A 19,824-nucleotide genomic window follows, 5' to 3' on the forward strand; every position below is an offset into this window, starting at 1 on the left:
GCGGCGTTCATGCCGATGATGGGCGTTTGCGCATGGTTGGGTGGCGGATCGCGCGCTGGTGCGGGGTCGCGGGTGCGTCGTGTTTTTTGGTCACTTTCGCGCCGTGCCGGTGTTTCTCCAGGAGTTTTTGCTGGGGTAGGAGGTAGTTGGTGAAGACCCGGTCCAGCTCCCAGATCTCGTTGAGTTTCTCCAGTTCCGCGGCGGTGTCGTAGCGGAGGTAGCCGACCAGTTCCCTCACCCGCGCCCAGTTCTTCTGCTCCACGTGGGCGCCGTCGTTCTTGTTGCTCGGCCGTGAGCGGGTGAAGGTGATCTGTGCGCGTGGCAGTAGGCCAGCAGGTGGTCTTTAATGATCTCGGAGCCGTTGTCCGAATCGATGCCGATGATCGGAGAGGGGAACACCGCGGTGACGTGCTCGAGAGCCTCGAACACCCATTCGACGGCTTTGTTCCGTTCGGACCTGTTCACCGTCCAGCCGGTGGCAATGTCGGTCACTGTGAGGGTGAAGCAGAATTCCCCGAAGTTGTTGCCGCCTTCGTGTCCGACCAGATCGATCTCCACGAAACCGGGGACGGCGTCGTCCCATCCGGCCCAGGTCCGGACCGGATCTGGGATTTCAGGAGCGTGCCGGGCTTGGTGTGGGACTGTCCCCGCAGGGTCAGCTTGGCCGTTGGCCCGTTGGCCGGCGAGTTTCCGGTCGATCGTTGCCGTGCTCATCCGCATCAGCAGGTCCGCCTGGGCATCGGTGTCACGTTCATTGTCGCGGCGCAGCAGCGGCGGGGGTGTCAGATTGTTTGTGTAGGAGGGCTGTAGTCGCTGGATGATTGGAGAATCATTGTGGCTATGACAAAACCCCGTGAAGAGCTCGCGGAGGATCTGGCCCGTCGTGCCGCCGAGGCCGGCAGCATGGACGCGTTGAAGGCTTCTGGTGCGTTCGATGGGGGGTGTCAGCATAGGAGCCAGCAATCTGCCGGCAGCACCGCCCAACACCTAATCAGCGGATCCAGCAGATCCGGTCCGTAGACCGGCGTCCGGCCCGGTCTGGGTCTGACGGTCTTCAGGACCAAGGCCTCCCCCGGGCCGCCCTGGCGTAGTCACGATGCCAACCGGTCAGTTCGACCAGCTCGTTCAAGATGCGGGACTTCCCTGCACGATCGGCGCTCTTGTAAGCGAGGGCTTTCTTCTCCGTCACAGCTTGCCGCTGGGCCATCGTTAGCTCCATGAAAACGGGCATAGCCCCCATCCGCCGCAGGTGAGGAGAACCACGCCGCTAAGCGGAGGTTTTCATCTGAGGCAACGAATCGGGCCACGCGGAGGTTTTCAATGACCGACATCCTCGGGGTGTCCGGTCGCGCGATGATGCAGGCCTCATCGACGGTGAACGGGATCCACAGATCCTTGCTGGTCTGGCTAAACAGAAGTTGCGCCTCAAACACGATGCGCTGGTCGAGGCGCTGACCGGCAGTTTCAACGACCACCATTCGTTCCTCTGCGCAATCATCCTGTGCCGGATCGATGAACTGAGCGCCGTCATCGAGGAGGTGACCGCACGGATAGATACCGAACTCGCCCCGTTCGCTGACACCGTCGCGTACCTGGCGCCCATCCCGGGTATCGACCGCAAAGGCGCTGCGGTAATCATCGCCGAGACCGGCGGTGACATGACCAGGTTCCGGACCGCTGGGCACCTGGCCTCGTGGGTCGGAGTATGCCCTGGCAGCCACGAATCGGGCGGGATCAAAAAGTAAGGATGCCGTCGAAACGGCAACAAAGCACTCGGAGCTGCCCTGGGGAACGCCGCCATGGGCGCGGCCCGGAGCAAAAACAGCTACCTCCGCGAACGCTACTACCGCCTCGCTGCCAGACGAGGCAAACAACGAGCCATCGTCGCGATCGAACATTCTCTGCTCACAGCGATCTGGCACAGCTTCGTGAACAACCGCGACTCCCACGAACTCGGAGCCGACCACTTCCCTAGGCCCGAGCCCACCCAAGACATGCGCCGCATCACCATACAAGCCAACGCACTCGGCCTCACCGTCTGCTTCGACCCCGTTCATCAAACCGCACCGGCAACTTGAACCCACTCACCATCCATTTTCGAGTCAGTCAACGCGATGGGTAGCGCCGCCGGCCTCCTGTCGGATACCATCCGGACCCTCGACGGGCCACCACCTGACTGCCCCCTATTAGGGCGCACCCATCATCTGCCACATGCACACCGAACAGATGAAAGCTCCCATGCCGTTCATGATTCTCGGCGACACTTAGCGGGAGAAGCGGCGTGGTCACTTGGCCGCTCCGTCCTTGCTTGTTTAGCCATCAGGCCCAAGAGGGCAAGCACCACCCAAACGATCGTCGATGCCCGATTCACGGTGAGCGACGGGATACCCAAAGACGCCCCGGCAAGGAAAAGGGTAATGAAGATTCCCAGCATCCGGACCCCGGCATCCTCGATCCGCCGCGCCATCCACCATAAGCCAAGGTATACGAAAGCCAAAAGGACAAGACCCGCCACCCCGGCAAGGACCACAGCTTCAGTCCAGGCGCTGTCGTAGGAGACACCCAAACCCCCGAGGCCGAACCCGAGCAGCGCCCTGGTCCTGAATACCGCTTCAAACACATCCAGCATTGCCGCTTCTGCGTTCCACCGTCCGGCGCTGTAGAACTCAACGAGCCCTTGATTTTCGGCCGGGACGAACAGTCGGGCAAGGTAATTAAAGCCAGTCCACTGTTGCAGGAACCCGGACTGGGCCACACCGGCAGCGGCCACTGCCGCACTGAACAATGCCCACAGCTTCCTTGCCCCTGTGCGGGACACCCAAACGTAGCCGAGGATCAAGGGCAGGCCGCCGAAGATGAAAACTTTACTAACACATAGTAGACCTCCAATACAGATCAGCGTCAGTATGAGCACCATCATTTTCGGTCTACGCCGGAACCTCCAGACGGCCAGTATCCCGGCCATGCCGTAGACGACGCCAGCCTCCGCAGGTTGGTTGAAGATCCCCGATAACCGGCCAAGCTCCGCGGCACGCTCCGCCGTGGTCTCTCCCTCGCCCCCGCCACCACCCCAGAAGATCCTGAGGTAGCCGCTGAGGTCCATACGTGTTCCAATGATCCCCAACACCCCGTTCAACGCCGCGCCAACCGCGACGGCGGCGGCGGCGAGATGCAAAGCCCGTGCCGCCATCGACACCGGGACAACGGACCACACCAGCAGCATCACGACAAGAGGAAGGAATAAGTTGTCAATGCTGCTGAGCATGTTGGCGGGCGGATAGTTGCTGCTGTGCGCCGTCGGAGGAATGAGCCCCATCACCGAGGCGAGGATGAGTCCTGACCAGGGCAGGATGACTGGGATGTAAGGGCGGGTGAACGCGACAGTAAAGGGTAGAAGTACCGCCGCAGCCCCGTAAACGGCGAGTTGTTCCGTGCGGATATTCCCTGTCACGTAGGGGCCGAACGCCGCTGCCGTAAGCACCCCTACCAGAAAAAGTGGGAAGCGCTTGGGCGCAGTGTTGACCGTGGCCGTGAAACTCGTCAACTGACGGCCCGACCGCGATGGGGAAAAAAGCGCTCCGCTATGTCCGTCAGACGCCCGAGCGTCCTGTCAAAGATGCGGAACCAGAATCCACGCATACGCAGCTCGACACCCCGGTGTAGGACGTACGAAACGACGACGATCGCTACGCCCGCAAGCACCATCAGGGTCGCACCGAACCTGTAGGGATCAACAATCTGGATACGCTCCGCTACCCGCACCTTCGTTGCCGTACGCGTGATTACCATGAGTCCCCCGGGCTGTTGACAAAAGCTCCCTGTAGCTTACAGGCAGCTTTCCATAAGTCGGAGGCGGGACGGGGCTTGGTTTTCGGAGCTAGCCGATGCTAACCACCTCGAGCCGATTCTGCACTGAGCGCGGATTTTCCCCTACGAGTGTTGGCTCCCGGTCATTCGAGTATTACCGAGGCTTGGCAAGCAAATCCTCCACCAAAAACGAGTATCTTCCACTGTGGTTTCACACCAGCATGAAATCTAACTTCTAGTCACGGCACCCAAATGAGTTCAGGAAGGCTCGGTAGCGGCCATGACCAGTACCAACGGGAAGCAAAGCGTTCCGGCGGCAGAGAAAAGTTTCAGGCGACGCGGGCTTCTTCGTTTGGGAACCCTGATCACGGCCTTCACTGGAGCATCGGCAGTCACCTCCGCTGGTGGGGCCCAGGCTGCGCCCGGAGACAAAAATCCGGCCACCGCCTATGTCCCGCTAGCTGAAAAGGGCGCGCCGGCAGGCGTAGCAACACTGGACACGTCCTCGAAAATCCCGTCCTCCCAGATCCCGGACCTATCGTCCAGCTTCGTACAGGTACGCGAGGCACCTTTGACGCCCTACCAGTTCGGCGCCGTGGCACCCGTCGCCTCGTCAGATAACACGGCGGCGCTATCTCAGATGTGGGCTGCGGCTTGCGACGCAGCGAACCCGGAAATCAGGCTCCCCGCCGGCTACTGGAACACGACTGGTCCCACTGCGGGGTGCTTACCGCTTGTGACCAACATGAAAGTATCCGGCGCCGGTCGCCTCAAGACGAGATTGACGATATCTGCCTCATCCTCGCGACCCATGTTCACGTGGAACACCGAAACTAGCGGTGTAGACCTGAGCTCCATGTTCCTGAATGTGGGGGCGGGGGGCTCAGACATCTTCGCCCCCGGCCCGACGGGCGGGTTGCACGCCTCGACGTTCCGCAACATGTTCATCAATCAGCAGCATCCCGGTCGAAGAATCTGGTGGCAGGACAACGCTGCATCCTTCATACACAATACATTCGAAGACGTCGAAATGCAGCGCGTGACTGCGGCTACTGTTCCGGCCTTCCAAGTGCACAATTCCGGCGGCGCGGCCAATTTCAATCTGTTCAAGCAGGTCCGCATTAACGGCTACAACTGCACCAGTTCGCCTTTCTTCTCCTTCGAGTCCACGCTGCCGCAAACGTTCCTTACCGATTGGACATTCATCAACCTGCTCGGGGAACAGAACCCGGGCGGTATGATCCATGCCGCAGGCGCTTTCAACTGGACGCTGGTCAATGCTACGGACGAGGATGCAACAGTTCCCTACTCGTCTGACCTATTCAGATTCAGCGCAAACAGCGCAGGGCTGGCACCTCGCAACCTGACCTTCGTTGGCTGCGGAAGGCGGGGATCATCCATGGCGCCAGCAGCTTACGAGTTCAACATAGCTCCGAGCGGGGCTAACGTGACGCTCATTAACTGCAACCCAACACCGACCTCGGCCACTACGAAGGCACTCCTGCCTCGAAGTTCCACCATCATTGGGAGCAGGAACTACCCACAAACGTTGCAAGGCGCAGGCTCGCCGGAAGGATCAGTCTCGGCCGTGATCGGATCTACTTGGATGCGCACTGACGGAGGACCGGGGACTTCGTTCTATGTCAAGGAATCCGGAACCTCCGCCACAGGCTGGGCGGCCAAATAGCAAAAACCGGCGAAGTACTCATTGCTAACTTAGCCGCCGCGACGGCCTTCTCGAGCGGGCTGGCAGCTCGGCACGTGCTGACTAACAGACAACGCTCCAGAGGCAGGCGGCATGGCTCTCAGGACGAGCAGCAAGTGAACCGGGCGGACCTTTTGGGCCGCGTGGGACCGGGCCGCTGCAGACGGAAGCCAACAAAGCATTTCAAGACACGCGGGCGGTCGCCTTTTCATCACTTTTCATCAGCTGCCAATAACTTGCCCACCACAGAACGACGTTTAAGACAGAAATAGCAGCCATCATCCAGGCAGCTCCGACGGCGCCAGCCGCTGTACCGGCGGCTACAACCGCGACTGGTCGGACTATTCCAACGGTCAAGCGCAAAGTGAGAGCGCGTGCACCGGCGAGTTTTGACCTGTGTCCCGCCGACGCCACGCTGCCAGCGAGCGCCGCAGCCGACTCTATCGCCAACGGCGCCAGGACTGGTGCTACAACCTCCCAGCTTTCTCCCAACAATTCCGCCCCGAAAGCGTCGGGAATGAGTAGGAGAATAGCCGCTAAAGGCAACACGGCCAGCATGAGAGCGCTCGTAATCAAAGCAGCTGAGCGCACTTCGTGAGCAGCGCCCCTCAACCTGGCCCTCGTGAGATAAGGAAGCGCCAGCGATCGCGCTGTAGTAGACAAGAGGTTCATCGGGCCTAGAACCGTCCCGGCGCCCCGCAACGCGGCGACAACGGACGCGCCCAGAACAGCACCCAGCAGGCCAGTCGACACAAGTGAACCGCCGCTTCCTGCTAAGTAATCGACGGAAAACCAGGCAGCGGCGCGCGTGTCGCGTTCGTTTCTCCGCCATAGCGGTCGCAGCGGAAAGCGCCCCAACGCCCAAGCCACAAGCCCGATGACCGCGCCCGAACCGCTCCATACGGCGAAGACAGTCAATGGCTCAACCCGAACGAGGAGTGCGGTGACGCCGATTGCAAAGACACTTATTGTCCATGCCAGCCCCAGCCAAAGTGCAGCCATGGGCCGGTACATCGCTGAGTGGGTGACGCGGATGTAATCCAAGGCTGCTAACCCTGGAGTGCTGATCCCTACTACCAGCACGAAGTTCATTCCTGTTATCAGCCCCCCTATTATGAGAACACCGCCGATAACTAGAGAAATCAGTATTGCTCGCTGGAAGCCGTTGTGAAGGTCTACCTTCGATGGCCCGAGGGACAGTGTCGTCTCGGTAACCGCAGCCCGGATTAGGCCCATTGAAAAGAGGTATAGGACCGTCGCTAATCCAAAAGCGCCGAATTCCTCGACACTCGAGGAGCGTGCTATTGCTATGGCCAGCAACAGGCTGGACACGCTGAAAAGGCCGTCCACTGCCAAGGCAAGGTACGCCCGGCGACTCGACATCAGCGCCACAGCGCTTCTCAATATCCTGGACATGCGCATCAACTCAACGACCTACAGCGGCGTATCCGTATCATGCAGCGAATCACGCGTGACCAAGCTGATGAACCGCATCCACTGCTGAGATAAGCGACTCAACCACGTGTTCGACGCCAGAACGATCCAGCCCTGGGTATGTCGGCAAGCTTATGCCACAGCGGGCTAGCCGGGTCGCGTTCGGTGTCTCAATGCCCTGCGCCCCAAGGAGATAGGGCATCTGCTGAAGGGCCCGGAAGACCGGGCGCGTTTCAACTCCAGCCCCGCGCATCCGAAGGATCACAGTGTCTCGAAGGGGTTCGGTTGCCCCAGCCAATTCTAGTGAAAACATCCAAGGACTGGCCTGGGCACGCGAAGAAGAGCCTTGCGGCACGATGTCTGATCTGTTTTCCAGCAAATGCGAGTACCATCCGATGACCCGCTTCCGACTAGCAATGAGGTCAGATACTCTCTCCAATTGCGCGGTTAAGATCGCAGCAGAAAGATTGGTCATTCGGTAGTTGTACCCGAGCACTTCGTGATAGTACCGAACATCCGGGTGGTTGCCTTGATTTCGCAGTTGACGGATCTTACGATCTATTTCCGGATCGTTGGTCGTGATGGCTCCGCCTTCCCCGCACGTCACGACCTTATTTCCAAAAAACGAAAACGTCGAGATATCCGCAAGGGAACCAACAGGCCTTCCACTCAGACTTCCGCCAAGGGACTCTGCGGCATCAGCAACTATTGCGATTCCGTGTCGGGTACCGATGACAGCCAACGCATCATAGTCGGCAGGGTGACCGTATAGGTCGACCGCTATTATGGCCCGCGACCGGTCGCTGATAGCCGCTTCAACCGCCAGAGGGTCGATACACCACGTATCCGTCTTCACGTCGACAATGACGGGCGTCGCGCCAACGTACAGCACGGCATTCAGGGTAGCCACATACGTTGTTGCCGGCACTATGACCTCGTCCCCCGGACCGACGTTCAGGGCAAGAAGCGCAAGGTGCAGAGCGGTGGTCCCATTGCTAACAACGGCTGCATGTCTGGCTCCTGCCACTGCCCGCAATGCAGTCTCCGACCGTTCAATGTATGGGCCCAGGGACGAGATCCAGCCGCTGTCAAAAGCGTCCAAGAGATAACGCCGTTCGAGAGGCCCGAGGTCGGGCTCCGAGATCGGAATCATGGCGTCCCGACATCTTGGAGATGAGTGGGCTTGGCGCCTTTGCCTGATACCCAGTGGAAAACCTCAAGATAATCCCGGGCGGTGTCTTTCCAAGTTCGGGACCGGACGCCATGCGCCGCAATCGCCAATTTCGACTGGTACATTTCGTACGACTCTATTACTCGGTCCACGGCCTGCGCGGCATCCTCCGGGTCGTCCCACTGGAAAGTGGGCATATCAACGTCCAGCAGATCCATCTGGGCAGATATCGGCTCGATATCGCTGGCTACGAAAGGTAGCTCCCGCACTACCGCCTCAAATATGGGGCCGCTCGCGGCTTCCCAGCGGCTTGGCATCACCAGTATGTGAGCGCGAACGTACTCCTGTTCGAGCTCGTCCGCCGTGACGTATCCCCGCCACTCGACGCGCTCAGAAACCCCAAGCTGCTCGGCAAGTTTCATCAACGAAGCCAGATGTTGCTGAACGTGAGCACCGGTGCAGATCAAGCGCATGTTTGGGCGCTTGGCGAGCATCCGGATGATAACTTCGTGATTTTTGTGGGGCGTTACCGAAGCGGGGTAAAAAAGCCTTATGGGCTCACCGTGTGGCAGCGACCGGGGAGTAGTGGACCCGGGGTTAAGCACAGGCAACGGAACTAAGAATGTTTTAGATGCCGCCTGCGGGAACAATCGAATCAGATGCCGGTAGGGGTGAGCCCAACTGCAGACGATAGCGGCGGCCCGGGTGATGTTCGAGGCAATGATTTCCTGATCCATCACAGACGCGAGTTTCGGTTCAAATACCCGGAGATCATGCACTGTCACTACGCTTGACTCCGCGCGGGCTACGGACCGATGAAATGGGAACCATGTCGTAGCTGGACCGGCCGCTCGAGTAATTGCTCTACTCCTAAGCGTCCTCACCACACCTACGGCCTTCGACGTCTTCAGATAGCTCGGAAGCACTCCCCTCAGTGCCGACTGCCAACGGCTGCCAGGCCCTAAGGCAACATGGACTTCTTCGAGTTCCGGAAAGGACGCGTTGAGCTTATTCCTCCACGCTTCCCCGGTGCCGTGGCCGATCAAGCAACGTGGGTGAACCCCGAGCTCAATGAGTCCCGTGACGACGCCGACGGCAACCGCTTCGACACCTCCGGTGGCCCCAGGGGCAATGGAGGTTAGGTCAACCGTGTAGTTTGCGCGTCTCGGTTGGTTCCGTGTCGCCGCCATCAAGCGGAAACGCCTAAATGTCGATGCGAACAAGTTTCCCGGCCTTTTCGTCGCGGACGCTCTGTACGTCCTCATCAACCATCCGGTTAACCAGTTCAACAAAGCTCGTTTGAGGTTTCCACCCAAGCACTCGTCGAGCTTTTGAAGCATCACCGATCAGCGCGTCTACTTCGCTGGGCCGCTCGTACCTTGCATCCGTTCGCACGAACTTCTCCCAGTCGAGATTGACCCTGGCAAATGCGGCTTGCGCGAATTCTCTCACGGAATGGGCTTCACCGGTGGCAATCACGTAGTCATCTGCCGTTTCCTGCTGGAGCATGAGCCACATCGCTTCGACGTATTCCGGCGCGTAACCCCAGTCTCGGACTGCGTCCAAATTGCCGAGGACAAGTTCCGACTGGAAACCCTCCGCAATCCGAGCCACAGCCCTACTGATCTTCCGTGTCACAAATGTTTCGCCGCGCCTGTGGCTCTCGTGATTAAACAAAATCCCGTTCGAGGCATGAATACCATAAGCTTCGCGGTAGTTCACCGTCGCCCAGTAGCTGTAAACCTTGGCGACGCCATATGGGCTGCGGGGGTGAAAGGGCGTCGACTCATTTTGGGGAGGAGGTGTCGAGCCAAACATCTCCGAGGAAGACGCCTGATAGAAGCGCGTAGGAACACCACTGGCCCGAATGGCTTCCAGGAGCCTGATGGTAGATACGCCTGTCACATCGGCGGTGTACTCCGGCACAGCGAAAGAGACGGCGACATGACTTTGTGCCCCAAGGTTATATATCTCATCGGGGCGGATGTCACGGACGAGGTTCGTGATAGAGGCTGAGTCGGCAAGATCAGCGTAATGCAGCACAAGATTGTCCGGTCGGTGACCCAGCTCTCGGCTGATGTCCTCTAACCGGGATGTATTGAACGAGGATGAGCGCCGTTTGGTACCGTGGACTTCATATCCTTTGCTAAGTAGGAGCTCTACGAGATAGCTCCCGTCCTGGCCTGTTACGCCAGTCACTAGTGCTGTTTTCACGGTTCCCCTCATCTGACCCCAGTGTTCGCCGATCCGGGGTTCCTCGGTTGATCAGGATCGAGCATAGTTGAAGATCTTAAACCCTTCCAACGGCGTCAACCGCATCTATATGTACAAACGGAAGCCCGCTGAACGGATCAGTAGCAGTTTTCGTGAAGATAGCTGCAGTCGGACCCCGTGTTCATTTCCTCTGCCGATGGAATTGTCTGCCAAAGCGGCTTAGCGCATACCTAGTTCTCTTATACAAATTCTGTGACACGCACCGATCTGAGTTCTGGATTTTGGCAGACAGAACGCTCCCGCAAGCGCCGGATCGGCCGCCGCCCAAGTGATAGCGGACCGCGTTGGCGAGCGGCCGTAAAGGCTGACTGGCACCTCGTTAGCTTGTGCGCGCGCTGTGTCGGACGAGACTGCGTGTCCTTCGGCTTGAAGCTCGCATTAGGCAATAAAGTAACAGTGTTGGCAGGTAGTTTAACTCTGCCGAAAAGCAATCTTATGGACAGTAGTTCGCCACGCTCACTTCCCCCGTTCTGCGGGGGCGAAGGGAATTGCGAATACAAGCGGTCTCTGCTGGATGCTGATGATCAGGACGGAATAAGCGTGAAAAATGTTGTTGTTATTGGGCAAGGCTATGTTGGGCTGCCCCTCGCTAAGGAAGCTGTAGCGGCAGGCCTCCGCGTCACAGGCCTGGAACTACATGATGCGCTCGTCGAAAACTTGAACCGCGGCGTCTCCCATGTGGATGACCTTTCCAACGATGACATTCAAATGATGGTCAACCTAGGCTACGTGGCCTCTACTGATCCGTCTGTGATAGCTCAAGCAGACGTTGTTGTCGTTTGCGTGCCGACGCCTTTGGGAGAAGCTGGCAGCCCAGATCTAGGTGCAGTAACCTCTGCGATGCAGACAATCTCCAACTTCATTACACCTGGCACGCTAGTGATCCTGGAATCTACGACTTACCCTGGCACCACAGACGGCATGTGCAGGGCGATCCTAGAGTCGAATGGTGGCGAACTCGACCAAGGTTTCTACTTGGCATTCTCACCAGAGCGTATTGACCCCGGCAACGTGCGCTTTGGTATAAAAAACACTCCGAAGGTTGTTGGAGGTGTATCCACACAATCGACGACACTGGCCGTCAAGTTCTACAGTCTTTTTGTGGATACTGTTGTACCGGTCAAGGGCGCCAAGGAAGCGGAAACCGCGAAGCTCCTGGAGAATACTTACCGCCATATTAATATCGCATTAGTTAATGAGATGTCTAAGTTCTGCCATGAGCTGGGCATTGATCTATGGAATGTCATTGACGCGGCCAAGACGAAACCTTTTGGATTTGAAGCTTTCTATCCCGGACCGGGCGTGGGCGGTCATTGTATCCCGATTGACCCGAACTATCTCAGCTATGAGGTACGAAGGTCATTGGGCTATCCATTTCGATTTGTGGAATTGGCGGAAGAGATCAACAATTCGATGCCCGGCTACGTCGTAGACCGCATCCAAGAGCTCTTGAACGATCGGTCACTACCTTTGCGCGGCTCGAGGATCCTACTCTTGGGAATTACATACAAACCTAATATCGCGGACCAGCGGCAATCGCCTGCGCTTCCAGTCGCAGAGACCCTTGACCGTCGTGGGGCGGTCGTCGCTTTCCACGACCCCAAGGTGACTGAATGGAGGGTGTCATTCGGAACGCTCAAAACAGCTCCGGACCTACACTCGGCAGTTGATGAAGCGGATATGGTGGTCCTTCTCCAAAACCATTCTGACTACGACGTGCCCACGCTGGCGTCACGCTCTAAAATCTTTTTTGACACCCGTGGCGTAACTAAGGGTGCAGACAATTACCGCTTGTAAGCACTAAGAGAGTCCCTACATTGAGGATCAGCCTGGAACGCGGCCGCCCGGCCGCGCATGCCGACCGTCGTGAGGAACTAGGTGGTTTTCACAGACAGAAAATCATTAGACGAAGGCGGACAAAGGCTACGCGTCCAAGACCAAGCGCACTTGGCTGGCCGAGCGCGGTATCAAGACCACGGTCCCGGAAAAGCCTGACTAAACAGCGAACCGGAAGAGAAAAGGCTCCGCCAGCGGGCGCCCACCAGCCTTCGACAGTGAGGCCGATAGTGGCGCAATGTCGTCGAACCTGATTCAATCGACTCAAGAACTGGCGCCGCCTCGCCATGAGATCGGACAAAACCGCACGCAACTACGTCGCCGCCGTTCAGCTCGCTGCATCGCTAGTCTGGCTAAAAGCCAGCTTTAGCAACACTCCCTAGACCAACGAGTCCGAGAAGCTGCGCTTGAGACGTCTTTTCTCGAGTTCACAGCGCTGGCACTCCCTTGACAGTCACGCCAGACGACACATCTCGCACCACGCAGGCGCTGGCGCCGACCCTGGCATAAGAACCGACAGTCAGGGCCTCCAAGACCACTGCACCGGCGCCAACGAATGCACCTTCCATAAGATGAACCCCTCCCGAAATGATGGCCCCCGGGTTCACCGAGACGAAGTCATCCAACACAGAGTCATGTCCAATTGTTGAATTCGGGTTAAGCTGCACGTGGAGACCCATCGAGACATTCGTGGACACCTGAACGCCGGCGCAAATGACGGATCCGTCTCCAGGCAGGGCGCTGCTGCCAATGCCAGCAGAAGGATGGACGAGAGGCCACACCCTCAAATGACCAGCGGCCTGATATTTTGTGTCAATCCGAAGGCGAATCCGTGGATTGCCGATGGCCACGACATACCTGGCCAGCTTTCCGGTTGCGAGCCAGTCATCGTCACTGCCGAGATAGTCCACCCCGCGGGCCCTAAGACGACGCAGATTTTCGGGTCCTGGCATTGGATCAATTACGCCGACAACCGAGTACGTGGGTTTGTCGGCTGAAGAGTTGATTGCATCCACCACGTCCAAAGTCTCGCGGCCAAAGCCACCGGCTCCAATCACGACAAGATCTTCCATTAGTAATCCGTTCAAGAAGCAAAAGTGCGTTGGGCGCGGAAGTGGCAGTGCGGCATTTGACCCGCCCACCATAGGCTAACCGGAGCATAGAGGCTGGCGACAACTGCGTCGCCTTAACGCAGAGCAACAAAACGCCCGGGTTCTTCCTTCGCGTGGCCCAACAAATCATCTGTTCTAAGTATAGTTCCGCGTCCTGAAGGTCTATGCCGAACCGGCAAAAGCAAATCCCTTGCGTAGAAGCCCTTGCTACTCCGTGCCGCACTTTCGTTTTTCGAAGGCTCAACCGCGCGATAACGCTCCGCCCTTTAGGCACCGACGACCCGAATTAGTCTGGTTGGGTCCGACTACAGCAGAGCAGTCCATATAGACTGGTCGCGAGTGTCGTACCGGGAGAATCGTAAGCTCGCAGCGCAGAGGCGCTGCATCTCTGCTGTTAAGGGGAAGGCTGTCTTCCATGTCCACTCTCCATCAGCACGGCGACTTGGAAGGTCGAGTCATGGACAGCAGTTTTTACATATGGGACGCAGACGATCCAAAGGACCATCAAGCTTGGATTGACTTCTGGCTCAGCTGGCCAGAGCGGGAGGTCTCCTCACACCCCGGATATGTGGGTCTCTTCAAAGGTCAAGGTGACCGGATCATGTGCGCCGCTTACAAATCGCGTGATGGATTCGTCCTGTATGCGTTCATACTGCGAGAAGTCCGGCCATCACCTATCGCGGACACTGTATTGCGCGACATGACAACACCCTACGGCTACGGCGGGCCTTTTGTTTGGGGTCTGACTGACGTTGCAAATGTTTCAAAGGGGTTCTGGTCAACTTTCGATGAGTGGGCGGCAGCCAACTCAGTAGTCACGGAGTTTATTCGCTTCGCATTGTTTCCAGAAAAACTCCTTCCCTATCCCGGTGAAGTCTCCTGCCGGTCGCAAAATGTAGTTCGCTCATTGCAAGTTGATGATGACTCTTTGTTTAAAAGTTTCGAAGCCAAGGTGCGGAAAAATGTTCGAAAGGCGGTGCGACACGGTCTTGCTGTCAAGATTGACGAAGACGGCTCATATCTCGCGGATTTCATGCGCATCTACGAAAGCACAATGAACAGACGAGAGGCAACTTCCGGCTACTACTTTCCGCGGAAATTTTTCGAAGCAATAAAGCGCAATCTTCCCGGACAATTCGCCTACCTTCACGTAGTCCTTGACGAAAATATCGTTTCAACGGAGCTCGTACTTTTATCTCATGACACTTCCTACTCGTTCTTGGGCGGGACCGACAGTTCGTACTTCGACCTCCGTCCAAACGACCTCCTCAAGTACGAAATCATTCGATGGTCGCGGTCTAAAGGGCTAAAACACTTCGTTCTTGGAGGAGGCGCTGCGCCAAACGATGGCATAGAACGGTATAAACGATCTTTCGCGCCGTCCGGCAACGTCGATTTTCTAACAGGCCAACGAATCCTCATGCCCCAGGCATATGAGCAACTTGTTCTTCGACGCGAGGCCGAGAGTTCCGCGTCCGACGCACGCGACACAGATCACGCTTTTTTTCCTGCTTATCGGAGGCCAGCATGAAGACTACCGCTAAGCTCTTCAATAGGCTGAAGTGGAACCAACAAAAGGAGAACGGCCCAATCAAGGTCTTGATGATCACGCAATGGTTTGACCCTGAACCTACTTTTAAGGGTCTTCTATTTGCTCAAGAGTTGATGCGTGCCGGCTACAAAGTCACCGTGCTTACAGGTTTCCCGAATTATCCTGGTGGTAAGTTATATGAGGGATATCGTATAAAGCTGTTCCAGCGTGAAGTTATTGATGGTGTCACTGTAATCAGAGTCCCGCTCTACCCTAGTCATGATTCTTCGGGCCTTAAACGTGCCCTGAACTATCTGTCCTTCGCGTTCAGCGCGTCCGTAGGCGCGCTCATCATCAAGAGACCCAACGTCGCATACATATACCACCCGCCCGCTACCGTCGGTGTTCCTGCAATCATACTGAAGGCCGTAAAGGGAGTGCCGTATGTATATGACGTTCAAGACCTGTGGCCAGATACGCTTGCTGCCACGGGCATGCTAGACAGCCCGCGAATTCTGGCCGCGATCGACAGAATAATGCTCGCGGTCTACAAGGGGGCCACCCGAATTGTTGTGTTATCCCAAGGTTTTCGGGAAGCTATCATCCAACGTTCTGTTGCGTTGCAGCGCATTGAAGTCATTCCCAATTGGGCGGACGAAAAGCAGATAGACCTGACCTTGGGCGAGGCATCTTCCGATAGCAATGCCGTCTTTGGCAACAAGTTCACTATTACCTTTGCTGGGAACATCGGTAAAGCGCAAGCACTCGAGACAGTTCTTGACGCAGCCGACCTTTTACGTGACGAGGAGTCTGTACAGTTTTTGATCGTCGGTGGAGGGCTAGAATTGGACAAGCTGCAAGCTCTGGCGTCTTCCAAGGGCCTCAGGAATGTGGTGTTTCTGCCTCGGCGTCCAATTTCTGAGATAGGTGAAATCCTGGTCCGGTCACATGCCCTCTTGGTGCATCTCCGGGATGACCCGCTCTTTTCAATAACCATTCCCTCAAAAACCCAGGCATATATGATGGCCGGTCGTCCGATCTTAATGGGAGTGCGAGGTGATTCTGCTGAGATAATTGCTGAGGCGGGAGCGGGACTGTGTTTCGAACCCGAAAACCCTGTTGATCTCAGCAGAGCAGTTCGCCGACTGCTGGCAATGGACACTTCGGATCGGGAGGAAATGGGATCTTCAGGGCAACGATACTATCGTGAGCGCCTGTCACTCTCAGTCGGAAGCCGGCGTTTTGCTGATGTGCTCCGAACGGCGAGCGAGGCGAAAACGCTGCTCTTGAGGAACAAAAGATTTATTGACATGGGCGGTGCTGCCTTAGGATTGCTTCTGCTGAGCGCCCCCATGGGCGTGGTGGCTCTACTGGTACGCAAAAAAATGGGTCGCCCGGTTTTGTTCACGCAGGTGCGTCCAGGACTTCATGGCCAACCGTTCAAGATGTTCAAATTTCGAACAATGGTCACCCGGACCGACGACAACGGAGTTCCCCTTCCGGACGGACAGCGATTGACAAAGTTCGGGGCGTGGCTTCGATCCTCAAGCCTGGATGAGCTCCCTGAGCTGTGGAACGTTCTCCGCGGCGACATGTCATTGGTCGGACCTCGTCCACTGCTTGCCCGGTACACCCCTTACTTCACGGAAACGGAAAGGGCCCGTCTGGAAGTCAGGCCGGGAATAACGGGATGGGCCCAGGTCAACGGCAGGAACGCCGCTGCTTGGGACGACAGACTGGCACTTGACGTTTGGTACGTTCGACACATGTCTTTGGCCCTGGACCTAAAGATCCTCGCCCTGACAGTTTCAAAGGTGTTCCGAAAGCAGGGAGTCATAGCTGACCCTGAATCGGTAATGCAGAACCTGGACGACGAACGCAGGCTGAAGGACCAAAGTGCCGGAATTTGAAATCCGAACGCTAAGGCTCGAAGAGATTCCTAGAATCGTGGAGATGGTCCGGGCTTCCTTTGATAGCCGCCTCGGATCCTACATGATTTATGGACAGTCGGGAATAGAAACCTATCTCTCTGTGCCATTCAAATATCCAAAGCTGCTGCACGACGGCGTATCCTTGGTGGCCGTCATTGATGACGGCGTCGTGGGCTTTGCCGAATTTCGCCTTACCGACAGCAACACAGCCTTTTTGTCCTACATCTGTGTAGACCCGGACGTACAAGGAAGAGGAATTGCGGGCCTACTGATGAGGCGGTTCCTGGCAATGGAGCCTAGTATCACGGCGTTAAGCCTCGATGTCTTTCACAGCAATGTCCGGGCGCGCAACCTCTATGAGAAAATTGGATTTCAGAGAAGCGCAACTTCTGCATGGGTGAGCCGATCTTTACCGCCCCCCAAGGGCGCGGTGGGCATCCGGTCCCTGCCTGCCGCTATGGCTGCATTCGAGTCGCACGGCTTCTGCGAGTTCGACGTGGTATTGGATCACGATGTAACGCGAGTCGGACTCCTGGGCTTGCACACCGTTCGTTGTACTTCGGCCAGAAGCTTTGAAAATGATGTGTTGTTGGGAGGTTTGAGGCAGGTGTTCCCTCAACTAACTGCGGCTTTTACCGTCCTGCCGCAGGCTCAATTATCCTCCCTGAAAATCGCTCACGAAGTTCTGACACTCTCCGATCGTATGACACTCGCTATCTGAGCGACGTTGATTGCGCTACGCCCCCGAGGAAATCGATGCTACTGACTAAAACGGCCCAGCTCCACGATGTATACAGGCAACCGTCCTTTTTCTACACGTCTGCCCGAGAAGGAATGCTGGACTTTCTAACCAACGTCCTCGAGCCTTCAGATCGCGTCTTATTGCCTGCATATATAGGATGGTCAAAGAATGAAGGAAGCGGAGTGCTCGACCCCGTCTTCGAGGCCGGTGCAGAAGTAAACTTCTACAACCTTCATTCCGATTTGAGTGTGAACCTGGACGATCTCGAACGCCAGCTTCATGACGGATCCTATCGCGTCTTAGTTGTGATACATTACTTCGGCCGTAGTGATAGTCAGCTTCCAGCCGTAAGAGAATTAGCCGATCGCTATAATGTGTTGCTGATGGAAGACCTGGCCCACTCGTTTTTTTCGGCCTTAGGCACAGGAGTGGCAGGGAAGTTCGGTGATGTTTCACTTTATTCGCTGCATAAGATGTTTCCCTTCGAACAAGGTGGCCTTATCCGGTACTCGGACACCTCTTTAGTCCGCAACCAAAGGTCTACACTCCCACAAATTGCGGCGCAATTGCTCTCTTACGACTTCTCGGCCATCAGTAGGGCCAGACGGCTTAACTTCATGACCCTAATCGAGCTTTTAAGTTCGATTCCTGAGTTCGGTTCCCGGTTTCAGTTCCTATGGCCGGTGCTGAGCGACCAAGATGTTCCGCAAACATTGCCGGTTCGGATTTTTGGCAACCGTAGAGACGACATCTACAGGGGTGTTAATGAAGATGGCTATGGGTTAGTTAGCCTGTACCATACTTTGATTCCCCAAGTTCGTGCGAAGTTTCCTGAACTCAATTTATTATCGCGACAAGTTACGAATTTCCCCGTGCACCAAGATATCGATGCATCAATCCTGCCCGCAATGGTTGAGTCTTTCCGCAAACATCTAAACGCTTCCTAAAGTCGGGAGCTCATTCTTTACACTGATCGAGGAGTGCTTTTGCAGATCGTTGTCTTTAACTCCTTCTTTCCGCCTGCTTTTCTTGGGGGAGGTCCCATCCGGACACTGGGCGCAATGGTCACGTCCGCTCCACCGGAGTTTCGCGTGTCGGTAGTTACAACCAACACAGACCTGGGAAGGACGACTCCTCTAGACGTCGTGGCAGACGAGTGGGTTCCTTACGCGAATGGTGAGGTCTTCTACAGCTCCACGTCCTCGTGGCTGCGCCTGTTCCGGGCACTCAGTGAGGCCCGGTCACGGAGACCAAGGATTGTCTACGCAAACAGCTTTTTCGACGCGAAGTTTTCGATACTGCCGTTACTTTTATTTGCGGTGGGATGGTTGCGTCCGGACCTCTGGGTGATTGCACCGAGAGGTGAATTCGCTCTAAGCGCGCTGAGGCTCAAGGGGTGGAAGAAACGACCCTATATCTTGTTCTTTAAGGCGATGGGGCTTGCCCGGCGGGTGTCTTGGCATGCATCTTCAAGTGCTGAGGCCGCGGACGTTAAACGGGTTTTCGGCAACAGTGCCCCGGTTGTCATTAGAGAGAACGACACTCTATTGCCCCAGTACGCCGCAGCACCGATCCCATCCCCGGCCGATGGCCCTTTGAGGGCGGTAGCATTGTCACGTGTTTCACCCGTGAAGGGTATCGACACTTTGCTGGCTGGACTCAGCCAAGTTGGGTCGCCACTAATTCTTAATATTATCGGTCCACCGGAAGACAAGCAGTACTATCACCGTTGCCAGGCAATTGTGGCGTCGTTGCCCACGCATATCGAGGTAAATTTCCTGGGTGCCCTTCCAAACGACATGGTTCGTGAGGTACTCCGTCAGTATGACGTCATGCTGTGTCCGACAAAGGGCGAAAACTTCGGCCACGCCATTGCCGAAGCTTTATCCTCTTCTTGCCCCGTTCTGTGCGCCGACGTCACACCTTGGTCGGCTCGTCTAAGTGCTGGAGGAGGCATGGTCGTGTCGCCCAACACCCCGGATGGTTGGACCGCAGCTGTGAGTGAATATGCGCGGCAGTCGACCGGTGAGCTGCTTCGACGCAAGCAGCGCGCCGGAGCGATCTACGAGGAATGGCGTTCGGAGTCAGTTCAGTCGCATGCGTTCTCTCTGTTTGCAGAAGTTCTCCGAAACGGAGATAGAACGAAGGCATAGCTTCCGGAGGCAATTTATTGCGCTTGTCCGTGGCACCCCCTAAGCCCTTGGCTCGGGACTCCTTGCAAACGATTGGGGGCCCTTCGCAGATGAGCGTGGTTAGGGGGCTCTTCGCGGTTGATGGTGAA

At 56.7% G+C, this 19,824-nt stretch carries 18 protein-coding genes; 10 read left to right on the plus strand and 8 right to left on the minus strand.

Going from position 1 to position 19,824, the window contains the following annotated elements; genetic code table 11:
• Positions 1-7: 7 nt before the first annotated feature.
• Complete coding sequence (locus tag Q9R30_RS00255; RefSeq protein ID WP_311216408.1) at positions 8-238, minus strand: hypothetical protein; 231 nt, start codon at positions 236-238, stop codon at positions 8-10.
• On the minus strand, positions 235-951 hold the full coding sequence (locus Q9R30_RS00260) for a hypothetical protein (protein ID WP_311216409.1): 717 nt from the start codon (positions 949-951) through the stop codon (positions 235-237). The genes Q9R30_RS00255 and Q9R30_RS00260 overlap by 4 nt, the downstream gene beginning before the upstream one ends.
• Positions 952-1,418: 467 nt before the next feature.
• Here Q9R30_RS00260 and Q9R30_RS00265 point away from each other — a divergent pair, with 467 nt between their 5' ends.
• On the plus strand, positions 1,419-1,745 hold the full coding sequence (locus tag Q9R30_RS00265; protein WP_311216410.1) for a transposase: 327 nt from the start codon (positions 1,419-1,421) through the stop codon (positions 1,743-1,745).
• A 54-nt stretch (positions 1,746-1,799) separates the two neighbouring features.
• Positions 1,800-2,078, plus strand: a complete 279-nt coding sequence (locus tag Q9R30_RS00270) for a hypothetical protein (RefSeq protein ID WP_311216411.1) — start codon at positions 1,800-1,802, stop codon at positions 2,076-2,078.
• A gap of 167 nt (positions 2,079-2,245) precedes the next feature.
• Here Q9R30_RS00270 and Q9R30_RS00275 read toward each other — a convergent pair whose 3' ends face one another.
• Positions 2,246-3,544: a hypothetical protein gene (locus Q9R30_RS00275; RefSeq protein ID WP_311216412.1), complete on the minus strand. Its 1,299-nt coding sequence runs from the start codon at positions 3,542-3,544 to the stop codon at positions 2,246-2,248.
• 543 nt (positions 3,545-4,087) lie between these two features.
• On the opposite strand from Q9R30_RS00275, the gene Q9R30_RS00280 reads away from it, so the two are divergent.
• Positions 4,088-5,494, plus strand: a complete 1,407-nt coding sequence (locus Q9R30_RS00280) for a hypothetical protein (protein ID WP_311216413.1) — start codon at positions 4,088-4,090, stop codon at positions 5,492-5,494.
• 201 nt (positions 5,495-5,695) lie between these two features.
• Here Q9R30_RS00280 and Q9R30_RS00285 read toward each other — a convergent pair whose 3' ends face one another.
• From Q9R30_RS00285 to Q9R30_RS00295, 3 genes are read right to left on the minus strand one after another with little or no spacing between them, the layout of a single operon-like run.
• The gene (locus Q9R30_RS00285; protein WP_311216414.1) at positions 5,696-6,928 is read right to left on the minus strand and encodes a hypothetical protein; all 1,233 of its coding nucleotides are present in this window, start codon (positions 6,926-6,928) and stop codon (positions 5,696-5,698) included.
• 49 nt (positions 6,929-6,977) lie between these two features.
• Positions 6,978-8,099 (minus strand): DegT/DnrJ/EryC1/StrS family aminotransferase, encoded by a 1,122-nt coding sequence (locus tag Q9R30_RS00290; RefSeq protein ID WP_311216415.1) that lies wholly within the window; start codon positions 8,097-8,099, stop codon positions 6,978-6,980.
• Complete coding sequence (locus tag Q9R30_RS00295) at positions 8,096-8,854, minus strand: glycosyltransferase family 4 protein (protein ID WP_311216538.1); 759 nt, start codon at positions 8,852-8,854, stop codon at positions 8,096-8,098. The genes Q9R30_RS00290 and Q9R30_RS00295 overlap by 4 nt, the downstream gene beginning before the upstream one ends.
• Positions 8,855-9,088: 234 nt before the next feature.
• Here Q9R30_RS00295 and Q9R30_RS00300 point away from each other — a divergent pair, with 234 nt between their 5' ends.
• Positions 9,089-9,259, plus strand: coding sequence for a hypothetical protein (locus Q9R30_RS00300; protein ID WP_311216416.1), 171 nt, complete (start codon positions 9,089-9,091; stop codon positions 9,257-9,259).
• A gap of 61 nt (positions 9,260-9,320) precedes the next feature.
• On the opposite strand, the gene gmd is transcribed toward Q9R30_RS00300, so the two are convergent.
• Positions 9,321-10,331, minus strand: a complete 1,011-nt coding sequence (gene gmd / locus Q9R30_RS00305; RefSeq protein WP_396136677.1) for a GDP-mannose 4,6-dehydratase — start codon at positions 10,329-10,331, stop codon at positions 9,321-9,323.
• A gap of 252 nt (positions 10,332-10,583) precedes the next feature.
• On the opposite strand from gmd, the gene Q9R30_RS00310 reads away from it, so the two are divergent.
• Entirely contained in the window at positions 10,584-12,188 is a 1,605-nt protein-coding gene (locus Q9R30_RS00310) for a nucleotide sugar dehydrogenase (RefSeq protein WP_311216418.1), read from the plus strand.
• Between the two features lie 467 nt (positions 12,189-12,655).
• Here the strand turns inward: Q9R30_RS00310 and Q9R30_RS00315 are convergent, their stop codons facing one another.
• Positions 12,656-13,300 carry an acetyltransferase gene (locus Q9R30_RS00315; RefSeq protein ID WP_311216419.1) on the minus strand — a complete coding sequence of 215 codons (645 nt, stop codon included), beginning with the start codon at positions 13,298-13,300 and terminating at the stop codon, positions 12,656-12,658.
• 454 nt (positions 13,301-13,754) lie between these two features.
• Between Q9R30_RS00315 and Q9R30_RS00320 the strand changes: the two genes are divergently transcribed.
• From Q9R30_RS00320 to Q9R30_RS00340, 5 genes are all read left to right on the plus strand, one after another.
• Positions 13,755-14,870 (plus strand): GNAT family N-acetyltransferase, encoded by a 1,116-nt coding sequence (locus tag Q9R30_RS00320; protein ID WP_311216420.1) that lies wholly within the window; start codon positions 13,755-13,757, stop codon positions 14,868-14,870.
• Positions 14,867-16,780 (plus strand): sugar transferase, encoded by a 1,914-nt coding sequence (locus Q9R30_RS00325; RefSeq protein ID WP_311216421.1) that lies wholly within the window; start codon positions 14,867-14,869, stop codon positions 16,778-16,780. Before Q9R30_RS00320 ends, Q9R30_RS00325 begins: the two co-directional genes overlap by 4 nt.
• Positions 16,767-17,522 (plus strand): GNAT family N-acetyltransferase, encoded by a 756-nt coding sequence (locus Q9R30_RS00330; protein ID WP_311216422.1) that lies wholly within the window; start codon positions 16,767-16,769, stop codon positions 17,520-17,522. Before Q9R30_RS00325 ends, Q9R30_RS00330 begins: the two co-directional genes overlap by 14 nt.
• Before the next feature lie 203 nt (positions 17,523-17,725).
• Positions 17,726-18,490: a DegT/DnrJ/EryC1/StrS family aminotransferase gene (locus tag Q9R30_RS00335; protein ID WP_311216423.1), complete on the plus strand. Its 765-nt coding sequence runs from the start codon at positions 17,726-17,728 to the stop codon at positions 18,488-18,490.
• 39 nt (positions 18,491-18,529) lie between these two features.
• Positions 18,530-19,696 carry a glycosyltransferase gene (locus Q9R30_RS00340; RefSeq protein ID WP_311216424.1) on the plus strand — a complete coding sequence of 389 codons (1,167 nt, stop codon included), beginning with the start codon at positions 18,530-18,532 and terminating at the stop codon, positions 19,694-19,696.
• Positions 19,697-19,824: the final 128 nt, after the last annotated feature.

The sequence above is a fragment of the Arthrobacter sp. AB6 genome (assembly GCF_031844545.1).
GTDB lineage: Bacteria > Actinomycetota > Actinomycetes > Actinomycetales > Micrococcaceae > Arthrobacter.